This window comes from Kitasatospora sp. NPDC088351, assembly GCF_040685575.1.
Taxonomy (GTDB): domain Bacteria; phylum Actinomycetota; class Actinomycetes; order Streptomycetales; family Streptomycetaceae; genus Kitasatospora.
In genome coordinates this window covers 49645-65897 of sequence record NZ_JBFBIL010000033.1, presented here as the reverse complement: position 1 = coordinate 65897, position 16253 = coordinate 49645, and the positions used below count along the sequence as shown (strand labels likewise).

Genomic DNA, 16253 nt, shown 5'->3' with positions numbered 1-16253 from the left:
GGCCGGCGCCGCGGGCGCGATCGGGCGCCTGGTCGGGCGCCGGAAGCGCGCCACAGCCGGTGATCACGGCCCGCGTCCCGGCCACCATAACGGCCGGAACGGGCGAGATCCTATCGAGATCATGACGGGTGCCCGGTGACCGGCGCGGCACCGCGCGGGCCTGCCGACCCCCACCAGTGGCCGACCAGTTCGCGGTAGAGCGGGGACAGCACCTGGAGGTCGCCGTGGCGCGCGAGGACGCCGCGCCCGCCGTCCAGCAGCAGGACGCGGTCCGCGCGCAGGGCCGAACCGAGCCGGTGCGCCACCACGACGAGCGTTCCCGGCCGGGCGGCGAAGGCCCGTTCGACCCGGTCCTCGGCGGCGGCGTCCAGATGGCAGGTGGCCTCGTCGAGAACCACGACGGGCGCGGGGGAGAGATAGGTCCGTACCAGTGCCAGCAGTTGGCGCTCCCCGGCGGAGAGCGCGGCGGGGTCGGCGATCACGGCGTCCAGGCCGCCCAGCCGGGCGACGAGGGCTCCGGCGCCCAGCAGCTCGACCGCGTGGGTGAGCCGGGCCTCGGTGGGGGCGGCGAGCCAGGCCAGGTTGGCGCGGACCGGGCCCGGGAAGATGTACGCCTCCTGCGGCAGGAGCGCCACCAGGCGGGCGCGTTCGGGGCCGGGGAGGGTGTGCGGGCGGACGCCGGCCACGGTCAGCCCGCCGCCGAGCGGTGCGAGCAGGCCGGCCAGCAGCGCGGCGAGGGTGGACTTTCCCGTTCCGCTCGGGCCGACCACGGCCAGGTGCTCGCCTGGGGCCGTCGTCACGTCGAGGTTCGCGAACACCGGCTCGGCGCCCGGGCCGTGGGCGTAGCACAGGGAGGTGAGCCGGACGGTGGCGGTGGCCGCCGCCGCAGGTGCGCAGGGCGGCTCGGCCGGGCCGGGCCGGGGCGCTTCGGGCCCGGCCGGTTCGTGTTCGGCCGGTTCGTGTTCGGCCGGGTCGTGTTCGGCCGGGTCGGGGGAGGTGGCGGCCAGGCGGTCCAGTACGACCGCGAGGCCCAGCAGCCAGCCGCCGACCGTACCGGCCAGCGTCCGCACCGCCGGGTCGAGTTGTTGCAGCAGATAGGTGGTGACGCCGAGCAGCTCACCGGCCGTCAGCCCGCCCTCGTCGAGCAGCCAGGGCGCGGCCGCGACCACCGCGAGAACGGGCAGCCGCCCGCCGAGCGCGACCACCAGGGAGCGGAGCGCGGCGGCCCGGCCGAGTGCGCGGGAGGCGGCCGCGCTCGCCTCGGCGGTCGCCGTCAGCGCCTCGGCGACCCGCCGGTCCGCGCCCGTCGCCTGGATGTCGCGCAGCCCGTGCAGGGCGGGCGCGGCATCGGCGGCCAGGCGTTCCTCGGCGAGCACCACGGCCCGGCGGCGGGCCACGAGCGGGCGCAGCAGGCGGGCGAAGAGCGCGCCCGAGGCGAGCAGCGGCAGCAGGACCAGCGGCAGCACGGCCGGCGCGAGCAGCGCCAGACCGGCCAGGGCGGCCACCAGGGTGACCCCGACGCCGCGCAGGGTGCGCAGCAGGGTGGCGGTCAACTGGCGGGCGGATTCGACCTGTTCGGTGAGCCGGGCGACCTCGGCCGGGTCGGCGTGCGAGCGGGCGAGCGCACCCCGGACCACCCGCTCGACCAGGGCGTCCCGCAGCGGCTCGACCACGGCCGCCAGATGCGGGAACCCGGCCCGCGCCGCATAGGCGCGGACGGCGGTCGCCGCCCCGAACCCGGCCAGCCAGGCCACTCCGACACCGGGCCGCCCGGCGAGGAAGCCCTGGTCCACGGCGGCCGACACCATCAGCCCGGACAGCAGCGGCGGCACCGCCTCCGCTCCGGACCAGGCCAGCAGCCGGAGCAGCGGCCCCCGGGTGGTGGCGAGCCGGTGGGCCAGCAGGGCCCACCCGGGGGAGCGGGCGACGAGGAACCGGCGGGCCCCGGCGCGCGGGGAGCTGTGGCGGCCCATCAGGCGGTGGCCGCGTCGAGGGCGGCGCCGGAGAGGGCCGCGCCGGAGAGGACGGCGCGGTAGTCGGGGTCGGCCAGCAGTTCGGAGTGCGGGGCGAGGGCGCGCAGCCGGCCGCCGTCGAGCCAGGCGACCAGGTCGGCGCGGGCGGCCACCGTGCCGCGGTGGGCGACCGCCAGTCGGGTTCGTCCATGGGTGGCGCGGTCGAGGGCCTCGGTCACCTGGTACTCGGTGGCGAGGTCGAGCCCCGAGGTGGCGTCGTCCAGCACCACCACCCGGGTGGGGTGCGCCAACAGCCTTGTCAGTCCGAGGCGTTGAAGCTCTCCGCCGGATATTCGCAGTTCGTTCAGCGGGGTGTCCCAGCCCTTGGGCAGCCGCCGCAGGAAGCCGTCCGCGCGGGCCGCCGCGGCCTGTTCGGGGCCGGCGCCGTCCAGCGCCTCGCGCACCGTCCGGCCGACCAGTACGGGCCGTTCGAAGGCGTGGCCGACGGCGCGGCGCAGCTCGGACGCGGCCAGTTCGTCCACCGGGACGCCGTCGATCAGCACCCGGCCCTCGTCCGGGTCGCGCAGCCTGCCGGGCAGGGCCGCCAGCAGCGACTTGCCGCTGCCGGAGCTGCCGACCAGGGCGACCGTGCGGCCGCCCGGCACGGTGAGATCGACCGGTCCGAGCAGGACCCGGCCGCCCTCGCGCACCACCACGCCCCGGAAGACGAGCTCGCCGGTGCCGCCGTCCGGCAGGGCGCGCGCCCCGGTGGCCGCCGGGGCGAGGGCGAACAGTTCGTCGACCCGGGCCTGCCCGGCCCGCGCGTGGGCCACCCCGACCAGCGCCTCGATCTGCTCGAACAGCCCGGCCCCGAGCGCCGCCCAGCCCGCCGCCGCGGCCAGCGACCCGGGCGCCAGCGCGCCCGCCGCCACCTGCGCGCCGGCGGTGGCCAGCACCGCGACCTCGACCACGGCGATCAGCAGCGTCGCCTGCCACGCCGTCCGGCGCTGGGCGGACCAGAGCGCGTGCCCGGCCGCCGAGAGCGCGGGCAGCGGCGCCAGGACACGGACCGCCTCGCGCCGCTCGGCGCCGGCCGCGTGGATGCTGCGCAGCCCGGTCAGCGCACCGGTGAGCCGGGCGGCGAGGTCCGCCTGGACCTCCTGGTAACGGACGAACACCTGCCCGGCCTCCCGCAGGAACAGCCTGATCAGCACCACTCCGGGCACCACCCCGGCGAAGAAGGCCAGTGCCAGCCAGGGTGACAGCACCCCGAGCCCGACGATCGCGCCGGCCGAGGTGAACAGCGCGGTGGCGGCGCCGAGGGCGGCGGGCAGCCGGCCGCCCGCGTCGGCGGCGGAGCCCACCAGGCGCGCGGCCAGGTCGCCGGGGGGCGGCCCGCCGCGGAGCAGCCGGCCGCCGGGGCCGAGGGCGAGCAGCCGGCGGACCAGCCGTGCCCGCAGGGCGGCGGTGGCCTCGGCCGCGCAGGCCGGACCGGCCGCGGCGGCGACCGCGTTGGCGGCGGCGGCCGTCCCCAGGACGAGGACGAGCAGAACGAGGGCGCCGGGCCCGGGTTCACGGTCGAGCGCGGCGTCGACGGCCCCGGCGAGGGTGGCGGGCAGGGCCAGCGTGGTGGCGGCCTCGACGGGCAGGGCGACCGCCAGCGCGAGGGTCCAGCCGGTGGTGGGGCGGCGGGGCATGAAGGGCTCCCGTCGGGTGAGTGGTCGAAGGAGAGGGGGCGAAGTCGAGTGGACGAAGAAGAACGAGGAGGAGGGCGAACGGGTCGCCGGGAAGCAGGACGGCGCCGTCCCCGCCTGTCCGGACAGGCGGGAACGGCGCCCGCGGGTGCCGCGTGACTAGCTGATCGTGAAGATCAGGCAGGTCAGGATGAGACAGGTGTACTGGCAGCCGCCGCCGTGGCCGGTCAGCTCGACGGACTCGGTCTCCGGCAGCTCCTGGAGCGCCGCGAGGTCGGTCTCGAAGTCCACCATGTTCTCCATGATCGGGTTCCTCCCCTGGTACTTCCGCCCGCCGCGATCTGCTCTGCGGGCGTCGGGTGTTGCTCCCCGGGCGGCTCGGTCCGCCGCGCCGGGGTCCGTCCCCGGGCCGCAAGGCCCGGGAGTCTGTGGGGCCGGGTGGTTACCCCGGCCGGCCGGTCCGCAGGAAGGCGGCCAGCAGTTCGTGGAGCACGGCCGCGCCCTCCTCGGCCAGCACCTCGTGCCCGGCGCCGGCCGCCTCCACGTACCGGAAGTCGGCGCCCTCGGTGCGTCCGATCCGCAGCAGCTCGTGCCGCAGCGAACGGGACTGGCTCACCGGGACGACCTCGTCCCGGTCCCCGTGCACCACCAGCAGCGGTGCGCTCAGCCGGTGCGCGAGCTGGAGCACGTCCCGTGGTCCGCGGGCGTCCTCGATCGGCTCGCCGCCGCCCAGCCGGGTCGTCAACGCCCTGACGGGGGGCGCCGCTTCGGCCAGCAGCCGGCCGCCGGACAGGAACGGTGCGACCACCGCGCAGCGCGCGACCTGATCGGCGGGCGCGTGCGCGGCCGCCAGCAGGGCCAGGAACGCGCCGTAGCTGACGCCGAACAGGGCCGGCGGTTCCAGGCCCAGCGCGGCGCGCTGACCGGCGATGCCCTCCAGCAGGTACAGGATGTCGTCGAGGTCGGGACCGCCCCAGGCGCCCCGGATGGCCATCGCGTGCGCCACCCCGTAACCGGTGGAGCCGCGCTGGTTGGGCGCCACCACGGCCAGGCCCTCGGCCGCCATCCGCTGCAGTGCCGGATCGAACTCCAGCCGCCAGGCGTCCGCCGGGCCGCCGTGCAGTGCGAGCACCAGGTGCGGGCTGCTCAGCCAGCCGTCGCCGCCGTACACCACGGCCTCCATCGGCCCGGCCGGTCCGGCGAGTTCGAGGCTCTGCGCGGGCTGCCAGCGGCCGCCGTCGCACGGCGGGGTGCTGCCGTCCAGCCGCCAGCCGGGCAGCGGCGTCCGGGAGACGCGCGGTGCGCCGGGCTGCCAGGGCAGGATGGTGTCCCGCCACGGACCGGGCAGCCCCGAGCCGAGCGGCGCCAGTTGCAGGGGCAGCGGCACCGGTCCGGACACGGCGGTGGGCGGGCCGTGCCGCAGCAGCGCGTCCACGTCCAGGGTGGCCAGCGCGGCCGGGTGGTCGGGCGACGAGTACGGCAGCCGCAGTCCCGCCGCCGACCAGTGCCCGACCGCGCCGAGCCGGCCGGGCGGCACCGGCAGCGGGTCCAGCCGCCCGGCGGCGGGCTGCCACAGGGCGAGCGCCGAGCCGGCGCCGTGGTCGATCTGGACGACCACCCGGGCCCCGTCCGGCGCGGGCCGCAGGGCGACCGGCCGCAGGAACATGCCCGCCATGTGCAGCCGGTCCGGGAACCGCAGCGGTGCGTCCCCGCCCAGCACGCCCCAGCCGAGCCGGTCGGTGCCGGGCGCGTCGCTGCGCACCATCGCGAAGCGGCTGTCCGGGTCGAACAGCACCAGCCGGTCGTTGCTGCGCTCGCCGATCTCCAGCAGCGGGCTGACCGTGCCGTTGCGCAGATCCAGTACCACGGTGCGGACGGTTCCGGCGCTGACCCGGTCGAGCGCCAGCAGGGCCCCGGTGTGGTCGAGCCAGACGCCGCCGCCGTGCAACCCGGGGATCTCGGCGAGCTGTTGGGGCTCGCTGCCGTCGGCGCGCACCAGCCACACGGTGGTGGCAGGCCGGGTGTCGGTGCCCAGGACGAGCGCGACCGGCGCGCGGGCGGCGTTCGGCGGACGGGGGTCGCCCGGGGCCGCCGGGATCGGCAGCAGCCGCAGTCCGGGCATCCGGATGGAGGCCAACTGCCTTTCCATGGTGGCTGGTTCACGGCCGTCCACGGAGGCCCGGAGCTGCACCAGGTCGTGCCGTTCGCCGTCGTGCCGGCAGACCAGCACCGAGCCGTCCGGCAGCGCGATCAGCTGCGAGCGCAGGCTCTCGGACCGGTTCCCGGGCAGCGGCAGCGGGGTCGGCAGGGCGGGCCCGACCGGCGGCAGGTGCCAGCTCTCCGCGTACCAGCCGCCGTCGGCGGCGGAGGCCAGACAGGCCGCGTGGCTGCCGCCGGCCGCGAAGGTGAAGCTGAGGCGACGCAGGGCCTGCGTCGCGGAACGGGTGGCCACGTTCATGCCGCACTCGTCTCGTTCGGGCCCGGCCGGGTGCGGCCGGTCGTCCGGGGGTGGCGGGCCGCGGCGGGCGGCACCGGGTCCACCCAGAGCCGGGGGCCGCCGTGCCGCAGCCGCAGCAGGAAGGCGAGCGCGCCCGCCGTGCCCGTGCCGTACGCGGTGGCGCAGCCGGTACCGGTCTCGTCCGGCAGCACCAGCAGTCCGTCCCGCAGGGCCGACCTGGCGGCGATCAGCTGCGCCAACTCCTCGGCCCCGGAGCGGAATTCCGCCTCACCGGTGGCCTCGGCCAGGTCGAGCAGGTACTCGCCGCCGCCGGCCAGCCCGTGGCAGGCGCTGACACCGCTGTGCCAGCGCCCGGCCAGCACCGCCCGCCCGGCGGCGAGGGCGAGTTCGTACGCGGTGGCGTCGCCGGTGGCCTGCCAGAGCCGGATCAGGAAGCTGCCGGCGCCGGAGGAGCCGCTGCACCAGTGCGCCAGCCGGACGTGCTCCGGGTCGCCCGCGCTCTGCGGCCACCAGGCGGTCCACGGTGCGCCGTCGCCGTTGTCGCCGTCGCCCCGGCGGGCGGTGGCCGCGAGGGTGCGCCCGGCCTCGGCGGCGCCGGCGAGCAGCGCCGCGTCGCCGGTGGCCTCGGCGGCGGCGAGCAGGAAGGCGCCGATCCCGGCGACCCCGTGGGCGAATCCGAGGTGGGTGATCCCGGCCAGCGCCGAGTCGAAGTCGCGCGGCACCGGCCAGACCGTGCCGTACGGCTCGCGCCGGGCGGCGGCGAGCAGCGCGTGCCCGCAGCGGGCGGCCCGGTCCAGGAACTCCCGGCCGTCGTCGTTCGCACCGGCGTCGTCGTTCCCGTCGGCGCCCTCGGGCAAGGGTGCCGCGGAGAGGCGGAGCTGGAGGAGGCCGGAGCCGGCCGCGCCGTGGCAGACGTCCGGGTTGGGCCAGGTCACCGGGATCCGGCGGGCCAGGGCGGTGGCGCGCTCGGCGAGCGGGCGGTCGGCCAGGGCCCCGGCGGCGTCGAGCAGTGCCCAGGCGACGCCGGAGCGGCCGAAGTGCAGCCCGGGCAGGACGACCGGCTCGGCGGCGCACCGGCGCTCGATCCACTCGGCGGCGGTCCGCGCCGTCCGCCGGGCCTCCGCGCGTATCCCGTCCGGCAGCCCGTCGGCGAGCGCCGCCCGGGCGAGCAGGGCGAGCACCCCGGCGGCGCCGTGCTGCACATTGCACGGGTCCGACCGCTGCCCGGCCGGCACGACGGGCCAGAGCCGGTCCGGCCGCTCGGGTGTGGCGCTCACGGCGAGATGCCGCAGCCCGTCGTGCAGCACCCGGTCGACGACGGCCGCGTCGCGCTCCCGGGCGGTCGTCTCGGTCCGCGCGGGTCCGTCCATGGGTCCGCTGGTGGGCTCGGGCCCGGCCGCGAGCGCCGCCCGTGCCTCGTCGAGGCTCCAGCGCCGCTCCGGCTCCCGCGCCCGGAGCCCGAGGACGACCGGGGCGAGCCGCCGGGCGGTGCCGCCGGCCCGGGCGGCGAGGGCGAGCCAGCGGCCCAGGCGGTCGGCGACCGGGCGGGCGTGCGGCAGGTCCTCGGGGAGCAGTGGATCGTGACCGGTGGCGAGCAGGAAGAACAGCCCGCCGAGCGCGTACAGATCGGCGGCCGGCTCGGCCCTGCGGCTGCCGTCGGTCACCAGGGCGAGCCGCCCAGGCCCCTGTTCGGGTGCGCGGTAGCCGGGGGTGCCGGCCGAACCGGCCCGGGTGCCGGCCTCGGCGGCCAGCTCCAGGTCCACCAGCCGCAGCGAGCCGTCGGGCCGGACCAGCACGTTGCCGGGGGAGAGGTCGCGCAGCACCAGCCCCTGGGCGTGCACCCGCTCGACCAGGTCGAGCAGGGCGTGGGCGAGCGGTCCGGCCTCGGCCCAGTCCACGTCCGGGCTGCCGTCGCGCCGCAGCCGTGCGGCGACCCAGGCGCCCAGCGGCTGCCCGGCGATTCGTTCCTGCACCAGGAACAGCGAGTCGTCCTGCTCGATCAGTTCGACCGGGCGCGGCGCCAGCCCCTGCCCGTCCAGCCGGGCCAGCATCGCGGCCTCGTGGCGCAGTGCCGTCCTGGCGTCGGTGCCGGAGCGGTCGACCTCGATGTGCGCGCGGGCCTGCTTGACCACGACCTCCGCGCCGCCGCCCGCGTCCCGTCCGAGGAAGACGCCGCCCTTGGCGCCGTGCCGGACGGCGGCGGTGAGCGCGTACCGTCCGGCGAGCAGCACCCCGCCGGCCCGCTTCGCGGCGGCCGGCTTCGGCGTACCGGTGGCCGGCCCGCGCTCACCGCCGCCGTCCGGAGGGCCGCCCGCCAGCGGGTCGCGCGCCCACGGCGGGCAGCGGTACGAGGCGCCGCGCACGTCCTCGACCCGCTCCCCGGCGGGTCCGTGCAGGATCGACCGGTACGCGCCGTCGTTGCCCAGCTCGGCGCGGGCCGCGAAGGCGCCGTACCGGTAGTGGACCCGGCTGCCGGGCCGGTACGGCCGGTCGGAGAGCACCACCGGGCCGGGCCGGCCGGCCGTCGCCCGGTGCAGCGCGGCGGCGAGCCGCCGGAACTGCTCGTCGTCCCGGGGGTAGACGGTGATGAACTTGCCCGCAGATCCCCGGTCGCTGTTACGGGAGTTGAGCTCGTGCAGCCGCTCCGGACCGGCGGCGAACTTGAAGGTGCACGGGTCGCCGGCCAGCACTCCGGCGACGGCCGCCAGCACCGCGCCGCCGACCTCGGACGCCGCGCTGACGTGCAGCTTCCAGCCCTGTCCTGCGGGCTCTTCCGGGACGCCTCCCGCGGTCGGCCTGGCCGTGCACCAGAAGCCCTCGACGGTGACGTCCCAGTCGCCGCCTCCCCGGCCCCCGGCGCCGGCCAGCGCCGTCCGCGCGACCTCCGGCCACGGGCCGGCCGCATCCGGCCCGTGGCCCGCCGATCCCCTGTCCCCGGCCGTACGCAGCGATGTGCCCGCCCCCATCCGCATTCACACCCCTTCGTCTCGGCCGCCGCCCGCCGGTGCCCACTGCTCCGGCACCCGGGCGCACGGCCACGGCCTGATCGGTTTCTCGGAAGTACGGGAGCGCCGCCCCGGCCGCGTCCGCCCCGGGCCCGGTCACACCTGGACCCGCTCTTCGGCGGAGCGCCGTCCCGACCCCCCGGGTCGGGGCAACTCCCGTTCGCAGAACTGAAGTTACTTTCGAGACGGGGGAGGCTCAACGCGAAGGCGGTCACTTCACTCGTAAGGGTGATCTGGAACGGGTTTCGAATATGTGCGAACGGGCCGGTGTGAGCAGCGCCCGCCCGGCACCCCGGCGCGCGGCGCCCCCGGGGCGCCGTCCGAACACCTCGAACCGCAGGTTGACGCGCACCCGGGCGTCCGCCGCGCCCCCGCCGCACAGCGGGCCGCGGCCCGGCCGGCGGCCCGACCGCCCCCGCGCGCACGGTAGTCTCGACAGGTGCCGAAACTGTCCGACGTCATCACCGCGCTCGAAGAGGTCTACCCGCCGCAGTGGGCGGAGTCCTGGGACGCCGTCGGCCTGGTCTGCGGAGACCCTCAGGCCGAGGTCCGTCGCGTGCTGTTCGCCGTCGACCCCGTGCAGACGGTCGTCGACGAGGCCGTCGAGTGGGGTGCCGACCTGGTGGTCACCCACCACCCCCTCTATCTGCGCGGCACCACGAGCGTCGCCGCCACCACCTTCAAGGGCCGGGTCGTGCACACCCTGATCCGGCACGGGATCGCCCTGCACGTCGCGCACACCAACGCCGACCACGCCGACCCGGGCGTCTCGGACGCGCTCGCCGAGGCCGTCGGAGTGCGGGTCACCGGCCCGCTGATCCCGGACCCGACCGACCCGCTGGGCCGTCGCGGTACCGGGCGGATCGGCCTGCTGGAGCCCCCGCTCACCCTCTCCGCCTTCGCCGCGCAGGTCGCCGCCGGCCTGCCGGCCACCGCCGCCGGCGTCCGGATCTCCGGCGACCCGGACCGGCTGGTCGGCCGGGTCGCGGTGTGCGGCGGCTCGGGCGACAGCTTCTTCGCCGAGGTGCGGGCGGCCGGCGTGGACGCCTACCTCACCGCCGACCTGCGCCACCACCCGGCCTCCGAGGCCGCCGAGGCGTCGCCGGTCGCGCTGGTCGACGCCGCGCACTGGGCCACCGAGTGGCCCTGGCTCACCCTGGCCGAGCGGGCTCTGCACCGGGCCGCCGACGCGTCCGGCTGGGCCGTGGAGACCAAGGTCTCCCACCGGGTCACCGACCCGTGGACCGCGCACGCCCCCATGTCCTTCACCGCCTGACCCGATTCACAGGAGCTCTCCGCTTGAACGCCGCGCCCGCCGACCAGATCCGCCTGCTCGACCTCCAGGCCATCGACTCGAAGCTCGACCAGCTGGCCCACCGGCGTCGCAGCCTGCCCGAGCACGCCGAGATCGAGAAGGCCACCGCCGACCACACCGCGCTCAAGGACCTGGTGGTCGCCGCCCAGGCCCAGCAGGGCGACACCGCCCGTGAGCTGACCAAGGCCGAGCAGGACGTCGAGCAGGTCCGCGCCCGGTCCGCCCGCAACCAGCAGCGGCTGGACTCCGGCGCGATCACCTCGCCGAAGGACCTGGAGAACCTCCAGCACGAGATCGGCTCGCTCGCCAAGCGCCAGGGCGACCTGGAAGAGGTCGTCCTGGAGATCATGGAGCGCCTGGAGTCCGCGCAGACCCGGGTGACCGAGCTGGGCGCGCGGCTGGAGCACTCGACCATCGTCCTCACCGAGGCCGAGGGCCGCCGCGACGCCGCGTTCGCCGAGATCGACGCCGAGGCGGAGAAGGTCAGGCGCGACCGCGAGGCCGTCGCCGCCGTCGTCCCGGCCGACCTGCTCAAGCTCTACACCCGCCTGCGCGAGCAGCAGGGCGGCGTCGGGGCGGCCCGCCTCTACCAGCGCCGCTGCGAGGGCTGCCGGGTCGAGTTCGCCGTCTCCGACCTGAACGCCATCAAGGCCGAGCCCAAGGACGCGGTGGTCCGCTGCGACAACTGCGGCCGCATCCTGGTGCGCACCCCCGACTCGGGCATCTGATCCGGTGGCGGGGCGCAGGTTCATCGTCGAGGCGGACGGCGGTTCCCGGGGCAACCCGGGGCCGGCCGGCTACGGCGCGGTGGTCCGGGACGGTGACACCGGCCAGATCATCGCCGAGGCCGCCGAGTTCATCGGCCACGCCACCAACAACGTCGCCGAGTACAAGGGCCTGATCGCCGGTCTCAGGGCGGCCAGGGAGCTCGACCCGGACGCCTCGGTGGACGTCCGGATGGACTCCAAGCTGGTCGTCGAGCAGATGTCCGGCCGCTGGAAGATCAAGCACCCCGACATGCAGCCGCTCGCCGCCGAGGCGCGCACCGTCCTGCCGCGCGGCCAGGTCAAGTACACCTGGATCCCGCGCGAGCGGAACAAGGACGCCGACCGGCTGGCCAACGAGGCGATGGACGCGGGCCGGGCCGGCCGGCAGTGGGAGCCGAAGGCGGCCGGGGCCGTTGCCGCGGGTGCCACCACCACCACCGCCGTCGCCGTCGCCGAGGAGCCGCCGCTGGAGACCGCCGCGCCCAAGGTGGGCTGGGCGGCCTCCGCCGACCTCGGCACCCCGACCACCTTCGTCCTGCTCCGCCACGGCGAGACGGCCCTCACCCCGGAGAAGCGGTTCTCCGGCAGCGGCGGCAGCGACCCGGAGCTCTCCGAGAAGGGCCGCTGGCAGGCCGAGCGGGCCGCCGAGGCGCTGGCCGCGCGCGGCAGCGTCCAGGCCGTGGTCAGCTCCCCGATGCGCCGCACCCGGGAGACCGCCGAGACCGTCGCGGCCCGGCTGGGCCTGGAGGTCCGGTACGAGGAAGGGCTGCGCGAGGTCGACTTCGGCGACTGGGAGGGCCTGACCTTCGCCGAGGTGCAGCAGCGCTACCCGGACGACCTCAACGCCTGGCTGCGCTCCACCAAGGCCAAGCCGACCGGCAGCGCCGAGAGCTTCACCACCCTCACCCACCGGGCCGGGGTCGCCCGCGACAAGATCCTCGCCCGCCACCCCGGCAAGACGGTGCTGGTGGTCTCGCACGTCAGCCCGATCAAGACGCTGGTCCGGCTGGCGCTCGGCGCCCCGCCGGACTCGCTCTACCGGATGGAGCTGTCGGCCGCCTCGCTCTGCGCCGTCCAGTACTACGCGGACGGCAACGCCTCGGTGCGGCTGCTCAACGACACCGGCCACCTGCGCTGACCGCCCGGGGAGGCGGGGCGCCCGCCCCGCCTCCCCGGCGCCTCAGTGCACCTCGGTGACCACCACGTCCAGCTGCCACGGCTTGCGGGCGGTGCCCTCGGCCGCGACCTCCACCCGGTGGCCCAGCTCCGCCAGCGCGTCCACCAGCTCGCCGGGCGTCTTCGGCTCGGCGCCCGCGACCAGCAGGTCGCGCACCAGCCGGCCCTTGGTGGCCTTGTTGAAGTGGCTCACCACCGAGCGCTTCAGCACCCCCGCGACCTCGCGCTCGTGCAGCACCCGCACGGTCGCCGTCCGGGAGGCCACCTCGCCGGCCGGCTTCCACGCCGCCGCGTACGCGGAACTGCGCAGATCCAGGACCAGCCCGTCCGTCACCTCCGGCAGCACGGACGCCATCGCGCTCCGCCAGTACGCCCCGAGCGCCCCCGGTCCGGGGAGTTTCACACCCATCGAGCAGCGGTAGGGCGGGATCCGGTCGCCGATCCGCACCGCTCCCCAGAGGCCGGAGAACACCAGCAGCGAACGTTCGGCCCGGTCGTACGCGGCCTCGTCCAGCGTGGCCAGGCCGAGGTTGTCGAAGAGCACCCCGGTGTACACCTCGCCGGCCGGCAGCGCGCCCGCCGTCGGCAGGCCCGCGTTGCGCGCGAGCTCGCCGCGCAGGCCCGGGCTCAGCCCGAGCACCTCGGCGGCGGTGTCCTGGTCGCCCCGGCAGAGCCCGACCAGGGCGTCCAGCACCTGCGCGCGCGCCGCCGTCAGCCCGGGCAGCGAGAGCCGGTCGAGCGCCACCGGCACCCCGCCCCCGGACGCGGCCTTGCCCTCCGAGGGCGGCAACAGCACCAGCACAGCGGACTCCTCAACGGTTTGCGGTGGATCAACGGCTCGCGCTGGATCAACGGTTTGCGGTGGACAACCCCGCCACCCTACGCAAAAGCCGGCCCGGCACGGCACCTCACCTGGGGCCCGGCCCCCGGCCCGCCGCCGCGACCACGGCCGCCCCGGCCCCGAGTGCCAGGCAGAGCGGCGAGTAGTAGCGGACGTTCAGCCGCCTGAACCGCTCGGTGCGCTCGGTCAGCCCGCCGAACACCAGCGGCCCGGCCGCGCCGCGCGCCAGCAGCACCCCGGCCACCGCCCGGACGCCCGCCCGGCGCACCCACCGCGGCCCCGCGGCCGGCAGCACCCCGGCCTCCGCGCCCACCAGGCAGGCGGCCGTTCCGAGCGCGCCGGCCACCGCGAGGCAGGCCGCCGCCGACGGCGCCCCCTCGCCCGCCCCGACCATCGTCTCCGCGAACTCCTCCGGCGTCCGCAGCGGCCACGGCGTCACCGCCCACAGCGCGTGCAGCGCCCCCGTCGCCGCCAGCGCCCCGGCCACCGCCGTACCCGTCACCCGAACCGCGTCCATCGGCCGAACCCCCTGTGATCATTGTTCCTCCGGCCACCCTACGAGCACTTACGCCCTCCTCCCCGAAGCCCTTCGCCGGCTGATTCACTGGGCCGCACGGCTGTCACCCCTCTACCGTGGGGCGGAGAAGGAGCGTGACGAGATGACCCTGCACCCCCTGGACCTGGTCCCCGGCGACGACGACGCGGTGGAGGAGTCCCTGGCCGTCCGCCTGCCCGCCGACCTGCCACCGCAGACCCGGCAGGCCCTGGAGTTCGCGCTGCGTGCGGCGGCGCAGGCCGTGATGGCCGGGCGGATCAGGGTCACCGAGGCGCCGGGGGCGGACCGCGCCGAGCTGGTCCTCGAGGTCCGTCAGTCGGAGGTGCCGCCGTCCCTCACCGAGCCGTCCCTCACCGAGCCGGCCCGGCCCGGCCGGGAGGAGCGCCGGGCCGCCCTGGTGAACCGCATCCGCGAGGCCAACGCCGAGACACTGGAGAGGCTCGCGGACCTGTGACCGCCCAGGACGGGACGCGCCGGGTCGAGTACCTCGACCTGGAGGACGTCAGCTACCTCGCCGGCGGCCCGCGGAACATCCGCGACCTCGGCGCCCTGCTCGCGGCCCTCGGCCGGCCGCAGGCGAGCCTCTTCGGGGGCGACGCCTACCCCGACCTCTGGACCAAGGCCGCCGCCCTCGGCCAGAGCCTCGCCCGCAACCACCCGCTGATCGACCGGAACAAGCGCACCGCCTTCGAGGCCATGCTGCTCTTCCTCGACTACAACGCCGAGCCCTACACCGACCCGCACCCCGACGCCGCCGTCGCCTTCATGCTGCGCCTGGCCACCGGGGGCTACGACGACGCCGTGGCCCTCGCCGCCAAGGACCTCCGCGCGCTGCTCGGCCGCTGACCGGGGGCCGGCCGGCCGGGTACCCCGGCGGGACCGGCGCGCCCCGCGTCCGGTTCCGCCGGGAATCACCCGATTCGCCCTACGCTGCCTGCATGCCACGCCGAAAACTGCGCGTCAAGGCCGCCGACTCCGCCCGGATCAACGCCGAACTGGCCGAGCTGCGCGCCCGCCTGGAGATCCACACCGAGTGGCCCGAAGCGGTACTGGCCGAGGCGGAGGAGGCGGCCGACGCACCGCGGCGGCCCGAGGACGACGCCACCGAACTCTCGCTGTTCACCGTCGACCCGCCCGGCTCCCGCGACCTCGACCAGGCGATGCACCTCGCCCACCGGCCCGGCGGCGGCTACCGGGTGCACTACGCGATCGCCGACGTCGCCGCCTTCGTCCGCCCCGGCGGGGCGATCGACACCGAGGCGCGCCGCCGCGTCCAGACCCTCTACTTCCCCGACCACCCCGTCCCGCTGCACCCCGCCCGGCTCTCCGAGGACGCCGCCAGCCTGCTGCCGGGGGAGACCCGCCCGGCCCTGCTCTGGCAGCTCGACCTGGACGCCGACGGCGCCCTCGTCCTCGCCGACCTGCGCCGCGCCCTGGTCCGCTCCCGCCGCCGGCTCGACTACGCCGGCGTCCAGCGCGCCCTGGACGCCGGCGGCGCCGACGAACAGCTCGCGCTGCTCGCCGCCGTCGGCCGACTGCGCGAGGAGCGGGAACGCGCCCGCGGCGGGATCAGCCTGCCCGTCCCCGAACAGGAGATCGAGGAGACCCCGCGCGGCTACCTCCTCGGCTACCGCGCGCCCACCCCCGCCGAGGGCTGGAACGCCCAGATCTCCCTGCTCACCGGCCTGGCCGCGGCCGACCTCATGCTGGACGCCGGCGTCGGCCTGCTGCGTACCCTGCCCGCCGCCCCCGCCACCGCGTACCAGCGGCTGCGCCTGGTCGCCCGCGCGCTCGACATCGACTGGCCGGACACCCTCCCGTACCCCGACCTGATCCGCTCCCTCGATCCGGACCTCCCGCTGCACGCCGCCTTCCTCAACGAGTGCACCGGACTGCTGCGCGGCGCCGGCTACCGCGCCTTCGACGAGGCCCGGGGCCTGCCCGCCCCCGCCGACCCGGCCCATGCCGCGCTCGCCGCCCCGTACGCGCACTGCACCGCGCCGCTGCGCCGCCTCGGCGACCGCTTCGCCCAGGAGGTCTGCGCGGCCGTCGCCGCCGGCGACGAAGTCCCCGGCTGGGCCCGCGAGGCGCTGCCCGCCGTCCCCGTGCTGATGGCCGGCGGGGACCGCCGCTCCGCCGAGGTCGAGCGGGCCTGCGTGGACCTGGTGGAGGCGGAACTGCTGGCCGGGCGGGAGGGCGAGGACTTCACCGCCGTGGTCGTCGACGTGGACGGGGAACGGCCGGGGTACGGCACCGTCCAGCTGCGCGAGCCCGCCGTCCGGGCCCGCTGCGACGCTGCTGGGGACGGCGCTGGGGACGGTGACGGGGACGGTGACGGGGACGGCCGCGACGGCGGTCCCGGCCGGGCCGGTCTGCCGCTCGGCGGCCTGATCCGGGTCCGGCTCACGGTGGCCGATCCCGCCACCCGGACGGTCCGCTTCGCCGCCGTCTGACCCGTCCGGGTGGGAGGATCGACCCGTGGCCCATCC

13 protein-coding genes are annotated in these 16253 nt (G+C 77.1%); 6 read left to right on the top strand and 7 right to left on the bottom strand.

Annotation, left to right across the window (positions count from 1 at the left end; genetic code table 11):
• Positions 1–119: 119 nt before the first annotated feature.
• From AB0P06_RS22700 to lanL, 5 genes are all read right to left on the bottom strand, one after another.
• Positions 120–1973 (bottom strand): ABC transporter ATP-binding protein, encoded by a 1854-nt coding sequence (locus AB0P06_RS22700; protein ID WP_363610057.1) that lies wholly within the window; start codon positions 1971–1973, stop codon positions 120–122.
• On the bottom strand, positions 1973–3649 hold the full coding sequence (locus tag AB0P06_RS22695; protein ID WP_363610055.1) for an ABC transporter ATP-binding protein: 1677 nt from the start codon (positions 3647–3649) through the stop codon (positions 1973–1975). The genes AB0P06_RS22700 and AB0P06_RS22695 overlap by 1 nt, the downstream gene beginning before the upstream one ends.
• Positions 3650–3805: 156 nt before the next feature.
• Positions 3806–3949: a VenA family class IV lanthipeptide gene (locus AB0P06_RS22690; protein ID WP_153882823.1), complete on the bottom strand. Its 144-nt coding sequence runs from the start codon at positions 3947–3949 to the stop codon at positions 3806–3808.
• Positions 3950–4088: 139 nt separating this feature from the next.
• Positions 4089–6104, bottom strand: a complete 2016-nt coding sequence (locus tag AB0P06_RS22685; protein WP_363610052.1) for an alpha/beta fold hydrolase — start codon at positions 6102–6104, stop codon at positions 4089–4091.
• The gene (lanL, locus tag AB0P06_RS22680) at positions 6101–9070 is read right to left on the bottom strand and encodes a class IV lanthionine synthetase LanL (protein ID WP_363610050.1); all 2970 of its coding nucleotides are present in this window, start codon (positions 9068–9070) and stop codon (positions 6101–6103) included. Before lanL ends, AB0P06_RS22685 begins: the two co-directional genes overlap by 4 nt.
• Positions 9071–9548: 478 nt before the next feature.
• Between lanL and AB0P06_RS22675 the strand changes: the two genes are divergently transcribed.
• From AB0P06_RS22675 to AB0P06_RS22665, 3 genes are read left to right on the top strand one after another with little or no spacing between them, the layout of a single operon-like run.
• The gene (locus AB0P06_RS22675; protein WP_363610048.1) at positions 9549–10385 is read left to right on the top strand and encodes a Nif3-like dinuclear metal center hexameric protein; all 837 of its coding nucleotides are present in this window, start codon (positions 9549–9551) and stop codon (positions 10383–10385) included.
• Between the two features lie 23 nt (positions 10386–10408).
• Positions 10409–11152, top strand: a complete 744-nt coding sequence (locus AB0P06_RS22670; protein WP_363610047.1) for a C4-type zinc ribbon domain-containing protein — start codon at positions 10409–10411, stop codon at positions 11150–11152.
• Between the two features lie 4 nt (positions 11153–11156).
• Positions 11157–12329 (top strand): bifunctional RNase H/acid phosphatase, encoded by a 1173-nt coding sequence (locus tag AB0P06_RS22665; RefSeq protein WP_363610045.1) that lies wholly within the window; start codon positions 11157–11159, stop codon positions 12327–12329.
• 42 nt (positions 12330–12371) lie between these two features.
• On the opposite strand, the gene yaaA is transcribed toward AB0P06_RS22665, so the two are convergent.
• Complete coding sequence (gene yaaA / locus AB0P06_RS22660) at positions 12372–13169, bottom strand: peroxide stress protein YaaA (protein ID WP_363610043.1); 798 nt, start codon at positions 13167–13169, stop codon at positions 12372–12374.
• Positions 13170–13275: 106 nt separating this feature from the next.
• Positions 13276–13725, bottom strand: coding sequence for a DUF3995 domain-containing protein (locus AB0P06_RS22655; protein WP_363610041.1), 450 nt, complete (start codon positions 13723–13725; stop codon positions 13276–13278).
• 142 nt (positions 13726–13867) lie between these two features.
• Between AB0P06_RS22655 and AB0P06_RS22650 the strand changes: the two genes are divergently transcribed.
• From AB0P06_RS22650 to AB0P06_RS22640, 3 genes are all read left to right on the top strand, one after another.
• Positions 13868–14218: a hypothetical protein gene (locus tag AB0P06_RS22650; RefSeq protein ID WP_363610039.1), complete on the top strand. Its 351-nt coding sequence runs from the start codon at positions 13868–13870 to the stop codon at positions 14216–14218.
• Complete coding sequence (locus AB0P06_RS22645; RefSeq protein WP_363610037.1) at positions 14215–14610, top strand: Fic family protein; 396 nt, start codon at positions 14215–14217, stop codon at positions 14608–14610. Before AB0P06_RS22650 ends, AB0P06_RS22645 begins: the two co-directional genes overlap by 4 nt.
• A 92-nt stretch (positions 14611–14702) precedes the next feature.
• The gene (locus tag AB0P06_RS22640) at positions 14703–16217 is read left to right on the top strand and encodes an RNB domain-containing ribonuclease (RefSeq protein WP_363610035.1); all 1515 of its coding nucleotides are present in this window, start codon (positions 14703–14705) and stop codon (positions 16215–16217) included.
• Positions 16218–16253: the final 36 nt, after the last annotated feature.